The sequence below is a fragment of the Pseudomonas sp. D8002 genome, from assembly GCF_013385695.1.
GTDB lineage: Bacteria > Pseudomonadota > Gammaproteobacteria > Pseudomonadales > Pseudomonadaceae > Aquipseudomonas.
The window spans coordinates 20,907-36,231 of record NZ_JACAPM010000028.1 but is presented as its reverse complement, the minus strand read 5'-3'; the positions used below and the strand labels follow the sequence as shown (position 1 = coordinate 36,231).

The window sequence follows — 15,325 nt, the reverse complement described above, 5'->3', positions numbered from 1 at the left end:
TCCGGGGTCTGGCGCGCAAGTGATCAGACCGATCCCTTATAACAAATAAGAATATAACTTTTGTTTTAACAACTAACGGTACGGGTTAGGGTACCCACCTATTGAACTTTGATTGGAGAGCATCCCTTGCCTCTGCGTAGCACTTTCACCCGTTTCTTCCAGCTGGAAGCCGCCAGCGGTCTGCTCCTGATCGCTGCTGCCGCTTTGGCGCTGATCATCAACAACTCACCGCTGTCGCACCTCTACGCGAGTTTTCTCGACGTGCCGGTGGTCGCACAAATCGGCGCCCTGAAAATCGCCAAGCCGGCGCTGCTGTGGATCAACGACGGCCTGATGGCCCTGTTCTTCCTGCTGATCGGCCTTGAGGTCAAACGCGAGTTGCTCGACGGCCAACTGTCCAAGCCTTCGCAAGTAGTACTGCCGGGAGCGGCAGCCATCGGCGGCATGGTCGTGCCGGCGCTGATCTATTGGGCGCTGAACAAGGACAACCCGGCCGCCCTGGGTGGCTGGGCAATCCCCATGGCCACCGACATTGCCTTCGCCCTGGGCGTATTGGCCCTGCTGGGCAAGCGCGTGCCGGTTTCGCTGAAGTTGTTCCTGATGACCCTGGCCATCATCGACGACCTTGGCGCAATCATCGTGATCGCCATCTTCTACTCCACCGACCTGTCCGGGGCGTCATTGGCCGGCGCAGCGGCATGCCTGATCGCCTTGATAGCGATGAACCGGCTGGGTGTGGTCAAGCTGGGGCCCTACATGATTGTCGGGCTGATCCTGTGGGTCTGCGTGCTCAAGAGCGGCGTACACGCCACCCTGGCGGGCGTTACATTGGCGTTCTGCATCCCGCTGCGCACCAAAAACGCCGAGCCATCGCCGCTGCTGACCCTGGAACACGCCCTGCATCCCTGGGTGGCCTACGCGATCCTGCCGCTGTTTGCCTTTGCCAATGCCGGCGTCTCGCTGGTGGGCGTCAACCTGGAAAGCTTCACCCACCACGTGCCAATGGGCATCGCCGCCGGCCTGCTGCTGGGCAAGACCGTTGGCGTACTGGGTTTCACCTGGGTCATGGTAAAAACCGGCCTTGCCGCACTGCCCGCCGGCGCCAACTGGGGCCAGGTGCTCGGCGTGGCGGTCCTGTGCGGCATCGGCTTCACCATGAGCCTGTTTGTCGGCTCCCTGGCGTTTGTGCCGGGCAGCAGTGAATACGCGGGTATGGACCGGATGGGCATCCTGACCGGATCGATATTGGCGGCGCTGATCGGGTATGCAGTGACGGCGATGGCCAGTCGCAAGCAGGCGCTCGTTCAGGCGTAACCGCTTTTGGAGCCGGCTTGCCGGCTCCAACCTCCTCTAGGCCCATTCGGCGCCATCTCACAGAACCGTCCTACATCCACCCTCCGCTGCTTGCAATAACGTCGTGCTCCCGGCTCCGCCGCCGGACGTCGTTATGCAACACGCCAGGAGGGCACGATGGCAAACAGCAAGGATATCCCCCAAGTCTGGCGATGCTACGGGACCGGCACGGGGGGTTACCGACGGCTCGAGAACATGAGCGAGCGCGAGCTGGCTGATCGTGAGGCCAGGCAGCGAGCATACGAAGCCATGCTTGCCCGTCAGGAGGTCTACGAGGCCAGACGCAAAGTGGAGCGACCGCCAGCAACATTGCCCATCGCGGGCTGCGTCTTCGCCAAGTCCTGCAACCTGCCGGACGCCCACATCGACTACAACAATCCATCCGGCTATGTACCGCTTGACCCCATAGGAGACTATGGCGAGCACGTTCTGCTGGGTGGTCGTGAAACGGACATCGAGGGGCTGCTGTCACTCAAAAAGATCAGCGGCAGCGCACTCCCGGCTGGGCTAGGGACATTGGCACTGGGTGGCTCAGCGGTTAGTGGCGCCTCCAGCATCGCAGCGAGTGTTGGAACAGCTGGGGCCGGACTGATGCTTGGGGTTGCAGCCCTCGTCTGGCCCTCCAGCCTGGGCGATAGTGCGCTTTACAGCGACCGTCAACTGCGCTCAATGCCACGGGCACGCACCCGAGCCCGCCTGCATATCGAGCAACTTGCTGACGGCACGCTCAAGGGATACGCCTTCTACACCGGGAAAAATCGCGACTGGGAAATGGTTGATGTCGTGCAGTTTGGCCAGCGCGGCACGCAGCAGGTCGCGGACTTGGGCGACGGCGTCGAGCTGATCTGGACGCCTGCTGTCGACCCCGCTGACACCCTCGGCATTCCTGCGTTGGAGGCTGCACCGCAGGCGCCGCAAATCTGGGTGTATCCGCCAACCGAGAAGGCCGACAACATCATCGTTGATCCGATCTATCCGCCGGAATACAGGGATTTTATTCTGGTGTTTCCGGCGGGTTCGGGTATTCGACCTCTGTATATCGTCGTAAGCCTGAGGTATGAGGACGCCCCCTATCATGGAAAAAAAGATAACGCTGTCAAAAGCAGAAAGCCGACTAACGGCCTGGATGCGCTTAATAACTCGGTAGAGCTGAATCCGCCAAACTCACGTAGACGCATAGGGATTGACCCACACACAAAAGAGTTTGTAGTGATCGATCGCACCTCAGAAGGCGTTTACCACGGTCATGTGAGACTGTGGAGTGAGCTAAGACAAGAGATGAAAAATGCTTTAATAAAAGCGAACAAAACAGATCGAAAAGGAAAGATTCTGGGAGCCGAAAAATGAGTTTGCGCTATCACGACCCTTCTTTAAGTCAGGATGAAGCTATAAGCTTTATAGCCACTAATGACCTGACCAAGGTCACAGAAGCTCTAATATCCATCGGCCTTAACGAGACAGATGCTATCTGGGCACAAGAAACCTGTCTCAAGTACGCAAACAATGACAACGAGGACATCGCGTCGGCTGCCATCATTGCGATAGGCCACATTGCGCGCCGTTTCGGTGAGTTGGATATGGCGAAGGTTACGCCCGTGCTGCAGCAAGCAAAAAGAAAATCTCCTTCTCTGAGTGGGGTAGTACAAGACGCACTTGACGATATTCAGATGTTCACCTGACGTCCCGGATTTTCTCCAACAAAAAACCCCAACCGGCCACCCGGTTGGGGTTTTTCTTTTCCTGCAACCTTACCCTTAGCGAGTAACGCGGCTGGTTCCGTCCACCGTCATGATGCGAACGCGGTCGCCGATGCGGAAGATTTCGTTCTCTTGAACCGCCTGGACGTAGGCGCGCATGCTGCCATCATCTTCGCGGACGGTGATTTCAACACCCTGGGTGCGGGTCAGGCCTTCCTCGGTGGCCGAGCCCAGCAGGCCGCCGGCGACTGCGCCGATAACGGCGGTCACGATGCTGCCACGGCCGCCGCCGATGGCGCTGCCGCCAACGCCGCCGATGACTGCGCCCGCAGCGCCGCCGATTGGGGTCTTGGTGCCTTCGATTTTCACCGGACGCAGGGATTCGATGGTGCCCATGCGAACAGTCTGTACACGACGAGCTTCGTCACGGGAGTACGAGTCGCCGGTCAGACTCGAGGCGCAGCCACCCAGCAGCAGCGACAGGGTGGTAAAGCAGGCAACTAGTAAAACGGACTTACGCATAGCATCAACTCCAAAGGACAGGTATCCATTAAACCGCTGTGGCTTGCCGCCTGTCACGGCATGCCGGGCAGAAAATTGTTTTCATTCAGCCTTAGTACAGAGAACCTGTACCGAAAAACTCGACGAACGGTAGCGTTCCCACCTCCCTCAGGATCTTGATGGACGCTGTCATCATTGTAGCTAACGGCCGCATAACGCAGCGCAGCGCTACCCATCCAAGGCCTCTGACTAGAGACTTCGGCGTGCAGCGCTACATTCAGGCGAGGTGACGAAAGGTGGGCTCAGGGCGCCAGCCGCTCACGGGTCCAGTCGGCACCCTGCAAGCGGAAGTTCAAGCGGTCGTGCAAACGACTCGCGCGGCCTTGCCAGAACTCGATGCGCTCCGGCAGCAGGCGGTAACCACCCCAGTGTTCGGGGCAATCAGGCTGGGTATCGCTGAAGCGTTGTTCGGTGGCCTTGAGCAGCGCCTGCAACTCTTCGCGGTCCCTGATTACCCGGCTTTGCGGTGAAGCCCAGGCACCCAGGCGGCTACCCAGGGGACGGACCTGGAAGTAAGCATCCGACTCCTCGGGCGAGACCTTGACCACCCGACCTTCGATGCGCACCTGGCGCTCCAGGGTCGGCCAGAAGAAGGTCATGGCAGCAAACGGTCGCGCCGCGAGTTGTTCGCCCTTGGCGCTCTGATAATTGGTGAAGAAGGTAAAGCCCTGTGTATCCAGGCCTTTGAGCAGCAGGATCCGGCAGTGCGGGCGACCGTCCTGGTCCACCGTAGCCAGGGTCATGGCATTGGCCTCCACCGGTGGCTGTTCGGTTTTCACCGCGTCGGCGAACCACTGGTGGAACAAGGCAAACGGTTCATCCGGGGCCTGGGCCTCGCTCAAACCGTCCCGTGTGTAGTCACGGCGCATATCGGCCAGTGCCTGGGTCATGCGGCTTTATCCTTCTTGCTCAAATAATCAGTTCTTCGCCTGGTCGTTGGTAGCAGCTGGAGCGGCGGCCTTGGCAGGTGCTGGCTTTTTAGCAGCAGGCTTGGCCGGGGCCTTTTTGGCAGCCGGCTTGGCGGCAGCTTTCTTGGCAACGGTTTTTTTCGCCGGAGCGGCAGCTTTTTTGACCGGAGCAGCGGCTGGAGCAGGAACGTCCTGCACAGCGACCATTTCAGCCTTCGGCGGGTTGGCCGAATTGTACTTGCTCAACAGGGCCAGCATGGTGGTGCGCTGGGTGAACATGATTTCCATGCGACGGTTCAGGGCACGGCCCTGGTTGCTGTCGTTGGCGGCACGCGGCATCAGGTCACCCATGCCACGCAGCATCAGGCGGTCCTGCTTCAGGCCGCTGAGGCTGAAGATCGAAGCGATGGACTGTGCACGTTCCTTGGTCAGGGCCTGGCTCACCGGCTCGGCACCCGAGGTATCTACATGGCCCAGGACCAGTACGGCGGTCTTCGGATCGCCTTCAACAGCCTTGGCAACACGGGTGAACGGACCCAGGGTCACCGGCAGCAACATCGCCGGGCGTTTCGGGTTGTAGGAGCCGTCAACCGGAGCAATCACCACCAATACGTTGTCGCGGCGTTCCAGTTGCAGGTTGCTGTCCTTGATCGCGAGACGCAGGCGTGGCTCGTAGTCGTCCAACCAGGCCTGGGTGATTTTTGGATCAGGCATCGGGATGTTGGCGACGTCGACCTTGGCCAATGGCTTTGGCTTGCTTTCGAACGGCCACCACCATTTGGTATCGGTATCCGTCTTGGCAACGGCAGGTGCAGCGGCCGGTGCATCAGCCGGGGCGCCGGAGGCAGGCGTTGCCGCCTTGAGGTCGGCCTTCAGGTCTGCCTTGGCGTCGTCGGCTTTCGACGAGAACGGCCACCAGCTGGAGCCGGTATCCGCCTTCGCAACCGGAGCAGGTGCAGCAGCGGCGGGTGCTACCGGCGCTGGCGCCTTGGCCGCTACCGCCGGCTTGGCATCCGGTTTGGTGTCGGCCTGGCTCACTGCGTCCTTGGTAGCAGCCTTATCGGAGCCAAATGACCACCAATGCCCGCCCTCGGCATCATTTTGTGGGGTTTGTGCACAGCCAGTAATAGTGAGGCATAGCGCCAGTGCCAAGGACTTGTTCGATAACATGAGATATCCACAAAATGAGAAAAAACCAGGGGCCTGAATGACCCGTTAAACAGACGCTTCTGGAACATTAAAGTTACAACATTTCGCCTAGCGTCTTTTTGTATGTGCCTTTGTAACAAAAAAACGCAAGACAGCAAGCTATTTACAGACAACCGGCCAATATTCTTACCAACTTTTGCGCCCGCGGGTCCATAAGTACATAAGGGCCCAATGTATTGGTCACGAAACCAAAGGCTACATCATGTTCCGGATCGGCAAACCCCACCGAACCACCGGCCCCGGGATGCCCAAAGGCCCGTGGGCCAAGGCCGAAGGTGGCGTTTGGCACGTGCGGTTGATCCAACATGCAACCCAGCCCGAACCGGGTTTGTGTCAATAAGGTTTTATCCGGGCCGATACTGTGTTCGCGGGTCAACTCTTCGAGCATATCGGCTTCCAGCAAACTACCGTCGAGCAGCCCACTATAAAAACCCGCCAGACTTCGCGCATTACCGTGACCATTTGCCGCTGGCTGCTGCATACGCCGCCATTCGGGTTTATTAGTGCTGGTCAGAATAGACGGTGGATTGGTAAATGCACGGGTAGTCATCGCCGTCGGCTCGCGCATCGTTACTTGAAGTAAACGTTGTGCCGCCTCATCGCCAACATTGCCCTTGCCTCGGGCTATATGGGCAACTCGATAAAACTCTTCATCTGCCAACCCCACATGAAAATCCAGGCCCAGTGGCCGTGCAACCCGGGCCACGATGGACTCGCCCGGCCCACGACCGTCGGCGCGGCGCAGCAACTCGCCCACCAGCCAACCATAGGTAATCGCCGCATAACCGTGCCCTTCCCCGAGCTTCCACCATGGTGCTTCGGCGGCGAGGGCGTCGACCATCATCTGCCAGTCGTACAGGGCTTCGGCGGGCAGCGTTTCACGCAGGGCCGGCAACCCGGCCTGGTGACAGAGCAGATGGCGCAGGGTGATGGCTTCCTTGCCCGCGGCAGCAAACTCCGGCCAGTACTTGGCGACCGGCGCATCCAGCTGCAACTTGCCTTCGGCCACCAGTTGCAGCGCCGTGACGGCCGTAAAGGTCTTGGTGCAGGAGAACAGATTGGCAATGGTGTCGCTGTGCCAGGCCTCGGCACCGTCCTTGTCGGCGGTACCGGCCCACAAGTCGACGACGGTTTCGCCGCCAATCTGGATGCACAGCGCGGCACCACGTTCCTGAGGGTCGTCGAACAGCGCGGCGAAGGCTTCACGCACCGCTTCGAATTGAAGCTCGTAATGACCCTGAATCTGCACCTAAGCCCCCTTGGAAAAGTACTACAGAAAGTGGCCGACATTGTTCCAGCCATTGAGCGATTTGTGAACCCGCTCTCGTCGATCAGCCCCCATCAATGACCTTTGCCGGAATGCCCGCCGGAATGCTCTGCACCCGGCGCTGCTGCATTGCCTTCACGCCCGGGCTTGCCGCCCTCACCGGCGTGGACCGCTGCGGCAGCCTTGGCCTTTTCGGCCTCCTTGCCCAGCTGATCGACGACAGCCAGGTTACTTTTGCGCACACTGTCGACAAACCCCTGGAACGGCACATCGGTGATGCCGACCAGGCCGAAGTGGCCGTTTTCGCCGTCAAGCAAACGGCCGGTAACCGGCTGGTCCAGGTACTGGAACCAATGCACGCCGACGATCGACGGCTCGGTCATGGCCTGCTTCAGGAAGTTGGCGTAGGCAACCCCACGATCCTCTTCCCGGGCCAACTGCGTCACGCCGCCCCAGAACGGGCCGCGGTCCGCCGAGCCGAAGTTGAATTCGGTGATCAGCACCGGCTTGTCCAACGTCCGCAGGGCCGCGAAGTCGTAGCCGTCCTGAGGCTTGAGGGTGTACATGTTGAAGCTCAGCACATCGCAATATTGCGCGCAGGACGCCACCGCTTCCGGCGTGCTGACCGCGTATCGGCCACCCAGCAACAGCTGGTTGGGCGCATGCCATTTCAATGCATCGGAGATGGTCTTGAAGTAGGCGTCGGCAAAGGTCTTCTGGAAGTACTTGAAGTCCGCTTCGATTTCCGGGTGCTCCGGGCTTGGCATTGGCGGCACAAAGCCTGGGTCTTCCATCAGTTCCCAGGCGGGCAGCTCGATGCCCCAGGCCCTGGAAAGCCCCTCCTGGTTGCGGTACTTGTCGCGCAATTGCTTGAGAAACGCGCGCTTGGCCGGCACGTCGGTGGTCATGCGCAGGGTGCCGTAGGCCAGGGCGTAGCGGGATTTCGCATCATCACCGGGACCGGCCCAGGCCAGTTCGTTGTCGGCAAAGAAGCCGATCAGCCACGGGTCGTCGCGATGGTCACGGGCGGCAATTGCCACCGCACGCTCGGTGGCCATGGCGAAGCGCGGGTCGAACGGGTCGGGCATGCCGCCCCACCAATCGGTGCCGGTGCTGATGCTCGCGTAATCACCGACGATCGACAGTGGCAAGGTGTAAGGCACGCGGTCGGCGGTCGCCAGCTGCGGCGCACTCCAGTTGCCGACAGTATTGAAACCCCAGGCCCGCAGGCGGTCGAGGGTGTGGCTGACCCAGCGTTTCTGGTCGAAACCTTCCGGAGCACAAGGTGCCGGCGGCACGCACGGCTGGCCATAGGTACGCTGCAGGTTGGCGCCATAGAAGTCGTACCAGCGGCCGACATTAAAGCTGCGCCCCTGATCGGCACCATTGCCGCTGCGGCTGTCTCCGCTGCCGTAGTATTTGTCGAAAGGCTCGCCGGCCTTGGGCAGCGCGGCAAACATCCATTCGCGGCCCGCCACGTAGGTCTGGCTGTTGTCCGGGGCGACGGTGTTGACGCCCAGGGAGTAGAACGGATGGCCTTCCGGTGTCACCAGGTACCAGCGCCCGTCGCGCTTCTCGGTGCGGAAGAAGCCGCTGGCGTCAAAGGCCGGGCCCTTGTTCCAGCCGCCGAATTTGTCCAGGGAGGCCTTGTCGCGCTCGGCCAGCCAGCCCTTGAGCTGTTGCTGTTCCTTGACCGCTGCGGCCCTCAACTGCTCGTCGCTGCTGATTTTCTCCGGCCACCGGGCGCGGGTGGACTGCCCATAGGCGTCCACCAGATCGCTGTAGGTAGCCTTGAGTACCGGCGCGATGTCCTGCACGCCAAAGCGTTCGAGCAAGATGCTTTGGGCGACGTTCGGCTTGATCATCGACAGGGTCACCGACACGATCTGGCTGCGGTCGATCTCCCCTTCGCTGCTGGCCAGCAGCACGCGCTGGCCATCGACGGTGATCGGCATCGGCGGGCCGGCCTTCATCCCCTGGCTCAGGGGCGAATTGGCTTGCAGCGGAATCAACAGCGTTTGCGCGGGACCGGCTGGCAGGTCGATACGGCTGAACAGCGTTCGGCCGTCATTGCTCTGCACCTTGACGTACAGGGTCAGCGCCCAGTCCATCGCACTTTGAATCCGCAGGCTCATGGCACCGGATTGCGACCAGTCCCAGGCGCCGGTCTGCGGGCTGAGCACCAGGCTCGGTTCGGCCGCCGGGTTGAAGGTGATACGGCGCAGCACTTCGCCTTCAGCGGTTTGTTCGGCGTTGTATTGCGGCAGGCTGGCGTCCTGGGTCGCCACCTTGACCACATCGGCGGGCCGTACAAAGTTGAACAAGGTTTGTTGCCCGGCAGGCGCAGCCAGCAATGGCGCGGCAAACAACAGGGCAAAAACAGCGGGCAGCGTGCGAATCATGTGAACAAGGTTCTCCCAAACGGCCGGTGACTGGCCTGATGACGTGAAGCGATGGTGAGATAGACCACAAAGTGGGCGAATTCGCCCACTGGGCCTTAAGAAATTTCCCGCCGAAACGGCGGTAAAGCATTCAGGATAGCTTTCCCATAGCGCTGGGTAACCAGACGCCGGTCAAGCAAGGTGATGGTGCCGCGATCTTCTTCGGTACGCAGCAGGCGGCCGCAGGCCTGGACAAGTTTCAAGGAAGCGTCCGGCACCGAGATCTCCATGAACGGATTGCCGCCCCGGGCTTCGATCCATTCGGCCAACGCGGCTTCCACCGGATCATCCGGCACCGAGAACGGGATCTTGGCGATCACCACGTGTTCGCAGTAGGCACCGGGCAAATCCACACCCTCGGCGAAACTCGCGAGGCCGAACAGCACGCTGGAATCGCCGCCATCCACCCGCGCCTTGTGCTTGTTCAGGGTTTCCTGTTTCGACAGGTTGCCCTGGATAAACACCTGCTTGCGCCAGTCACGGTCGAGGCCGTCGAACACGTCCTGCATCTGTTTGCGGGACGAGAACAACACCAGCGTGCCCCGGGAACCCTCTACCAATGAGGGCAGGTCACGAATGATCGCCGCCGTATGGGCCGGCGCATCCCGTGGGTCGGCCTTGAGGTCCGGTACCCGCAGCACACCGGCGTCGGCGTGATGGAACGGGCTGGGCACCACGGCGGTGACGGCCTTTTTCGGCAGCCCGGCGCGCATGCGGAAGCGGTCGAAGGTGCCCAGGGCCGTCAGCGTAGCCGAGGTGACCAAGGCACCGTAGGCCACGTTCCACAGGTTGCGTCGGAGCATTTCCGCCGCCAGGATCGGGCTGGCGTTGACCTCGATATCGAACAGCGCACCGCTTTCCGACAGGGTCAGCCAACGGGCCATGGGCGGGTTGTCTTCCGGGTCTTCGACGGTAAAGGCGGTCCACAACTCCCAGTTGCCCTGGGAACGGGACAGCAGGCTGCCAAACAGCGGGTACCATTCTTCAGCCTGGTTGCTGGCGATGCCGATATTGACCTCGCCATCCATGCCTTCCTTGAGCAAATCGGTGAGACGGGTGAACAAGTCGGTCAGGCGCGAAAAGCCCTTTTTCAGCTCGACGCCCATTTCGCGCATGTGCTCGGGGATCAGCCCGCCAACGAAACGATGGCGCGGCCGTTCGCGGCCTTCCACATCTTCGCCGGGCTTGAAGTCTGCCACCTGCTCGCAGGCGCTGAACATGAATTGCTGCTGGGTCTTGATCTCCCGCGCCAGCTCCGGCACCTGCTCGATCAACTTGCCCAGGTCGCCCGGCAGCGGGTGCTGGGCGAGCAACTTGGTGAGGTTCTTGGCGGTGGTTTCCAGCCAGTCGGCGGTGGAGCGCAGCCGCGTGTAGTGAGCAAAGTGGCCGATGGCCTTGTCGGGCAGGTGATGGCCTTCGTCGAACACGTAGAGTGTGTCGCGCGGGTCGGGCAACACGGCGCCGCCCCCCAGGGCCAGGTCGGCGAGGACCATGTCATGGTTGGTGACAATAACGTCTACCTTGCCCATGCCCTCCCGGGCCTTGTAGAAGGCGCACTGGCCGAAGTTGGGGCAATGACGGTTGGTGCACTGGCTGTGATCGGTGGTCAGCCGTGCCCAGTCGGCGTCTTCCAGGGCATTGGGCCAGCTGTCACGGTCGCCGTCCCATTTATTGCCCGCCAGTTTCTCGATCATGCTGGTAAACAGCTTCTGACTGACCTCATCGACTTCGATCTTGAAGCCTTCTTCTTCGAACAGCGAGGCAGTGGCGGTTTGCGCGTGGCCTTCCTGCAACAGCACGTCGAGCTTGGACAGGCACATATAGCGCCCACGGCCCTTGGCCAGGGCGAAGGTAAAGTTCAGTCCGCTGTTGCGCATCAGGTCGGGCAGGTCCTTGTAGACAATCTGCTCTTGCAGCGCGACGGTAGCGGTGGCAATCACCAGGCGCTTGCCGGCGGCCTTGGCGGTGGGGATCGCCGCCAGGCTGTAGGCCACGGTTTTACCGGTACCGGTGCCGGCCTCGACGGCCACCACGGCGGGGTCGCCACTGCGCCGACCTTCGTCGTCGGTATCGATATCCCCGAGGACCTTGGCGACTTCGGCGATCATCAGGCGCTGGCCGTACCGCGGTTTCAAGCTCTTGGCTTCGAGAAAACGCGAGTAGGCGCCCTGGATCGTGGTTTTGAGTTCAGTGCTGATCATGGATAGTCGGGCGCAAAAAACGCTGGATAAATTTTCAGTGGTTCGGATCGGCCGCTATCATACCCCGCTAATTAATCCCGCGCAGAACGGAGTACCCCAATGACCGTCTTTAGCTTCGCTTACACCCTGCATGTACTGGCCGCCCTGATCTGGGTCGGCGGTATGTTTTTCGCCTGGATGATCCTGCGCCCCGCCGCCATGGCCGCGCTGGACGGGCCGGCCCGGCTGAAACTCTGGGTAAATGTGTTTCAACGTTTTTTCGTGTGGGTCTGGGTGGCGGTGCTGGTGTTGCCGATCAGCGGTGTCGGCCTGCTGCAACTGCGCTTCAGCGGGTTTGAGACCGCGCCGCGTTATGTACAGGTCATGATGGGGTTGTATGTGGTGATGACGGCGCTGTTTATCCGGATTCAGGCGCTGAAGTTGCCGGAGCTGCGCGTGGCGGTGGCGGCGGAGGATTGGCCGGCCGGGGCTGCGGCCTTGGGGCAGATTCGTAAATTGGTGGGGATTAACTTGATAGTGGGGTTGGTGCTGGTGGCGATTGCTTCGGCACGGCCGATGTTCTAAAGCGCCTAGTAGACCGCTTTCGCGAGCAAGCCCGCTCCCACATTTGGAATGCGTTTCAAATGTGGGAGCGGGCTTGCTCGCGAAAGCGTCAGGCCAGTCGCCTCAGAGCCTCTGAATGGTCACAGCACCCGCAGGCCCCGCTGGCCCCGGCTGCCCTTCCAACCCGGCCCGGCCCTTTTCGCCGCCATCCGCGCGGTACACCAGGCACCCCTTGGACTGCCCGCCTTTACCCGGCTTGCCCGCCGTGCCCGCCAAGCCACCGGCTCCGCCGTCCACCCAGACCTTGATTTTCTCGCCCGGGAAGTCCTGCGGCAATTCCACACGAACCTGCGCGCCCGCCGCGCCCGGCAGCCCGTCGCCGCCGTTGTCGCCATTGGCACCGCGCCCGGCCGAACCCCAGGTGCAGCCCGGGTCTTCGCCGTTGGCACCATCCAGCCCGGCATAACCCTGGGCACCCGCGCCACCGCGGGCATCCACCGACAGCTCATCGGCCGTCAGCGAGTTAATCCGCAACACCAGGTCACGCCCCGCCTTGGCCGGGCGCTCATGGGTACCGGGAGCGCCGCGTGAGGTGATCTGACTGCCCTGCTCCAGCTGCGCCTGACGCACCTGCAGTTGCAACGTGGTGCTACCGGGCACGATGGCGATTCGCGCGTCGCGGCCCAGGTGCAGTTCATCCACCGTCACCTGGGTGATATTGGCGGGAATCAGCAAGGTGCCGTAATCCGCCACGTCCAGTCGCTCCAGTTGCAACACACCACTGCTGTTGGGCAGGCGCATCAACGAGTTGGTCTCGACGCTGACGCTCTGGGCCAGGGCAATGGGGCTGACCAGCAGGGCCAACAGAAAAACCTTACGCATGATTGGCCTCCTTGTTTACATCATTAGCCGGTGTCGGCGTCGAAAAGCTCTGCACATGGAACATACCCACCAGCAGGATCTGCAAGCGGTCACGCCAGGGATGGGCACGGGTTTTCACACTGCCGTTGAACAACAGCAGTTCCAGAACATGGGTCAGCAACAACAGGCTGCCGGCCAGGTTGACCAACAGGTGGAACGGGTTGATCAGCGGTGTGATCAGGTTGACCACCACCACGCCCCAGAACAGCAACGTCAATAATTTACCCAGCCCCCAAAACACCTTCATCCCGCACGCTCCCCTTGCACATTATTCTTTGGGCGCACAGTAACGACTTCTACAGGCGTTGTGCCAGTGAAGGATTAAAAAATTGATGAAGGGGCCCCTGGGGATTCCACAGGGGCCTTGAGGCGGGGTCAGCGGTTGATCTGAATTTCCACGCGGCGGTTCAGCGCGCGGCCATCAGCGGTTTTGTTATCGGCTACGGGGTGGCTTTCGCCGGCGCCGGTCACGGAGACAAAACTGCTGCGCGGGATGCCGGAACTGACCAGGTAGTCGGTCACCGAATGAGCGCGTCGTTCAGAGAGTTTCTGGTTGTAGGCATCTTTACCGACACTGTCGGTATGCCCGCTGACGCGCAGCTGCGCACTCGGGGCCTCTTTTTTCAGGCGGGTGGCAATCACGTCGAGCTTGGTTTTGTCGGCAGCCGTGAGCTTCGCGGAGTCGAACTCGAAGTGCACGTCACGAATCACGATGGTTTCTTCCTTGACCACCACCACTTCCTCTTGAACCACCGCTACCGGCACCGGAGGGCAGCCATTGGCGTCGACCTGCACGCCTTTTGGCGTGCCAGGGCACTTGTCGCGGCTGTCCGGTACGCCATCGCCGTCCTCGTCACCGTCGCCATGCACCCAGCAATAGGCGCCAGCCATGCCGCCAATCAGCAGTGCGCCGTAGCCTGCATAGGACGAGCTTTGGGTCGCACCAATGGCAGCACCTGTCACACCGCCGACGGCGGCACAGGTGGGCCAGTCGGTTTTTTGCAAGCCTGCGCAACCTGTCAATACTCCGGTTAGCAGAACCAAGGGTAGAGCTGTCCGCATGATGCTCATCTGACTTTCTCCTGAGGGGATCGGCGGGGGCCGACGAGTGGAGTAAAGACGGCTCTTTTCATCTGCGCCAGCGTGTCACACCCCAGTATTCATTGGGCCGAGCGGTTTATTCTCGCCGCCCGCTCTAGGCCCGCACGCTCAGGCAGGCTAGTCTCTACGGTCCTGATGTGAGGATCTTCGATGACTGCCGGTATTTCTTCCCGTACACCCCAGCAAGCGCTCGCTGCGCTGCTTGATCTTCACGCGCCCAAACGCCTGCTGTTATTGGGCGCCAGCCAGTTCCCGGCGCTGGATGCCTTTAAGGAAGCACACCCGGATACCGTGGTGTCCTTCGCCGAGCCCGGCCCCTTGCCCACCGACCTCGCGGCCCAGCGTTTTGACCTGGCACTGGCGGTCGGTTGCCTGGAACACCTGTCAAAACCTGCGGGCCTGACCCTGCTGGGGGGCATCCGCAACCTCAATGCCAGTCGCATTGCGGTGCTGGTGGACCTGGAGGCCTGCCACTGGAAAGACACCGACTTCTTCTCCCTGGCCCTGCAAGCCAGCGAACGCTTCCAGCGCGACGGTCAGGTTTTGACGCTGTTTACCTATGATCTGCTTGACTATAAACAGGTGCCGGATTGGCTGAACGCCCGCTTCTGGGCCAACCCGCAAAACTTTGGAAAGTATTGGTGGTAACCCAATGAGTACATCCATTTGCCCCTGCGGCAGTGGCAACCTGCTGGATGCCTGCTGCGGTCATTATCACGCCGGCCACCCGGCCCCCTGCGCCGAAGCGCTGATGCGTTCGCGCTACAGCGCCTACGTGTTGGGACTGGTGGACTACCTGGTGGCAACCACCCTGCCTGCGCAGCAAGCCGGGCTGGACACGGCCGCCATCGGCGCCTGGAGCGCCCAAAGCACCTGGCTGGGCCTTTCAGTGGAAAGCTCCGAGGTGTTCGGCGGCCAGCCGGAACACGCCTTCGTGACCTTTACCGCTCGCTGGCATGACAGCACCGGCGAACACAGCCACCGCGAGCGCTCATCTTTCGTACAGAACAATGAGCACTGGTACTTTATCGACCCGACAGTGGACGTGAAGGCCGGGCGTAATGACGCCTGCGTGTGTGGCAGCGGGCAGAAATTCAAGAAGTGCTGTTCCGGCTACCTCTGA

At 61.2% G+C, this 15,325-nt stretch carries 15 protein-coding genes; 6 read left to right on the top strand and 9 right to left on the bottom strand.

Going from position 1 to position 15,325, the window contains the following annotated elements:
- Positions 1-126 precede the first annotated feature (126 nt).
- From nhaA to HX807_RS16710, 3 genes are all read left to right on the top strand, one after another.
- Positions 127-1,314 (top strand): Na+/H+ antiporter NhaA, encoded by a 1,188-nt coding sequence (gene nhaA / locus HX807_RS16720; protein WP_003211688.1) that lies wholly within the window; start codon positions 127-129, stop codon positions 1,312-1,314.
- A gap of 156 nt (positions 1,315-1,470) precedes the next feature.
- A complete protein-coding gene (locus HX807_RS16715; protein WP_177037026.1) occupies positions 1,471-2,700 on the top strand; it encodes an S-type pyocin domain-containing protein in 1,230 nt (409 codons plus the stop codon).
- Positions 2,697-3,032 carry a hypothetical protein gene (locus HX807_RS16710; protein ID WP_134325849.1) on the top strand — a complete coding sequence of 112 codons (336 nt, stop codon included), beginning with the start codon at positions 2,697-2,699 and terminating at the stop codon, positions 3,030-3,032. The genes HX807_RS16715 and HX807_RS16710 overlap by 4 nt, the downstream gene beginning before the upstream one ends.
- Positions 3,033-3,107: 75 nt before the next feature.
- On the opposite strand, the gene HX807_RS16705 is transcribed toward HX807_RS16710, so the two are convergent.
- The 6 genes from HX807_RS16705 to dinG all read right to left on the bottom strand — a co-directional run bounded on the left by HX807_RS16705 (position 3,108) and on the right by dinG (position 11,637).
- Positions 3,108-3,572, bottom strand: coding sequence for a glycine zipper 2TM domain-containing protein (locus tag HX807_RS16705; protein WP_003189251.1), 465 nt, complete (start codon positions 3,570-3,572; stop codon positions 3,108-3,110).
- Between the two features lie 281 nt (positions 3,573-3,853).
- Positions 3,854-4,501: a pyridoxamine 5'-phosphate oxidase gene (gene pdxH, locus HX807_RS16700; RefSeq protein WP_003211693.1), complete on the bottom strand. Its 648-nt coding sequence runs from the start codon at positions 4,499-4,501 to the stop codon at positions 3,854-3,856.
- 27 nt (positions 4,502-4,528) lie between these two features.
- Positions 4,529-5,689 (bottom strand): OmpA family protein, encoded by a 1,161-nt coding sequence (locus tag HX807_RS16695; protein ID WP_177021286.1) that lies wholly within the window; start codon positions 5,687-5,689, stop codon positions 4,529-4,531.
- Positions 5,690-5,831: 142 nt separating this feature from the next.
- Positions 5,832-6,977: an EstA family serine hydrolase gene (locus HX807_RS16690; RefSeq protein ID WP_003211696.1), complete on the bottom strand. Its 1,146-nt coding sequence runs from the start codon at positions 6,975-6,977 to the stop codon at positions 5,832-5,834.
- A 92-nt stretch (positions 6,978-7,069) separates the two neighbouring features.
- Positions 7,070-9,397, bottom strand: a complete 2,328-nt coding sequence (locus HX807_RS16685; RefSeq protein ID WP_177050503.1) for a beta-galactosidase — start codon at positions 9,395-9,397, stop codon at positions 7,070-7,072.
- Between the two features lie 95 nt (positions 9,398-9,492).
- A complete protein-coding gene (gene dinG, locus HX807_RS16680; protein ID WP_008432096.1) occupies positions 9,493-11,637 on the bottom strand; it encodes an ATP-dependent DNA helicase DinG in 2,145 nt (714 codons plus the stop codon).
- Positions 11,638-11,736: 99 nt separating this feature from the next.
- On the opposite strand from dinG, the gene HX807_RS16675 reads away from it, so the two are divergent.
- The gene (locus HX807_RS16675; RefSeq protein ID WP_003213709.1) at positions 11,737-12,201 is read left to right on the top strand and encodes a CopD family protein; all 465 of its coding nucleotides are present in this window, start codon (positions 11,737-11,739) and stop codon (positions 12,199-12,201) included.
- Between the two features lie 102 nt (positions 12,202-12,303).
- Here HX807_RS16675 and HX807_RS16670 read toward each other — a convergent pair whose 3' ends face one another.
- The 3 genes from HX807_RS16670 to HX807_RS16660 all read right to left on the bottom strand — a co-directional run bounded on the left by HX807_RS16670 (position 12,304) and on the right by HX807_RS16660 (position 14,172).
- Entirely contained in the window at positions 12,304-13,062 is a 759-nt protein-coding gene (locus HX807_RS16670; protein WP_003213707.1) for a hypothetical protein, read from the bottom strand.
- Complete coding sequence (locus HX807_RS16665; RefSeq protein ID WP_003213705.1) at positions 13,055-13,348, bottom strand: DUF1145 domain-containing protein; 294 nt, start codon at positions 13,346-13,348, stop codon at positions 13,055-13,057. The genes HX807_RS16670 and HX807_RS16665 overlap by 8 nt, the downstream gene beginning before the upstream one ends.
- Positions 13,349-13,476: 128 nt before the next feature.
- Positions 13,477-14,172, bottom strand: a complete 696-nt coding sequence (locus HX807_RS16660; protein ID WP_008432103.1) for an OmpA family protein — start codon at positions 14,170-14,172, stop codon at positions 13,477-13,479.
- A gap of 180 nt (positions 14,173-14,352) precedes the next feature.
- Here HX807_RS16660 and HX807_RS16655 point away from each other — a divergent pair, with 180 nt between their 5' ends.
- Together HX807_RS16655 and HX807_RS16650 are read left to right on the top strand one after the other, a co-directional pair.
- Complete coding sequence (locus HX807_RS16655) at positions 14,353-14,850, top strand: DUF6231 family protein (RefSeq protein ID WP_177050501.1); 498 nt, start codon at positions 14,353-14,355, stop codon at positions 14,848-14,850.
- Positions 14,851-14,854: 4 nt separating this feature from the next.
- Positions 14,855-15,325, top strand: a complete 471-nt coding sequence (locus tag HX807_RS16650) for a YchJ family protein (RefSeq protein WP_003213699.1) — start codon at positions 14,855-14,857, stop codon at positions 15,323-15,325.

Excerpts from the sequence above, each read along its gene's own strand:
- HX807_RS16715 (WP_177037026.1), top strand. The coding sequence starts at position 1,471 with ATGGCAAACAGCAAGGATATCCCCCAAGTCTGGCGATGCTACGGGACC.
- HX807_RS16710 (WP_134325849.1), top strand. The coding sequence starts at position 2,697 with ATGAGTTTGCGCTATCACGACCCTTCTTTAAGTCAGGATGAAGCTATA.
- HX807_RS16705 (WP_003189251.1), bottom strand. The coding sequence starts at position 3,572 with ATGCGTAAGTCCGTTTTACTAGTTGCCTGCTTTACCACCCTGTCGCTG.
- pdxH (WP_003211693.1), bottom strand. The coding sequence starts at position 4,501 with ATGACCCAGGCACTGGCCGATATGCGCCGTGACTACACACGGGACGGT.
- HX807_RS16695 (WP_177021286.1), bottom strand. The coding sequence starts at position 5,689 with ATGTTATCGAACAAGTCCTTGGCACTGGCGCTATGCCTCACTATTACT.
- HX807_RS16685 (WP_177050503.1), bottom strand. The coding sequence starts at position 9,397 with ATGATTCGCACGCTGCCCGCTGTTTTTGCCCTGTTGTTTGCCGCGCCA.
- dinG (WP_008432096.1), bottom strand. The coding sequence starts at position 11,637 with ATGATCAGCACTGAACTCAAAACCACGATCCAGGGCGCCTACTCGCGT.
- HX807_RS16675 (WP_003213709.1), top strand. The coding sequence starts at position 11,737 with ATGACCGTCTTTAGCTTCGCTTACACCCTGCATGTACTGGCCGCCCTG.
- HX807_RS16670 (WP_003213707.1), bottom strand. The coding sequence starts at position 13,062 with ATGCGTAAGGTTTTTCTGTTGGCCCTGCTGGTCAGCCCCATTGCCCTG.
- HX807_RS16665 (WP_003213705.1), bottom strand. The coding sequence starts at position 13,348 with ATGAAGGTGTTTTGGGGGCTGGGTAAATTATTGACGTTGCTGTTCTGG.
- HX807_RS16660 (WP_008432103.1), bottom strand. The coding sequence starts at position 14,172 with ATGAGCATCATGCGGACAGCTCTACCCTTGGTTCTGCTAACCGGAGTA.
- HX807_RS16655 (WP_177050501.1), top strand. The coding sequence starts at position 14,353 with ATGACTGCCGGTATTTCTTCCCGTACACCCCAGCAAGCGCTCGCTGCG.
- HX807_RS16650 (WP_003213699.1), top strand. The coding sequence starts at position 14,855 with ATGAGTACATCCATTTGCCCCTGCGGCAGTGGCAACCTGCTGGATGCC.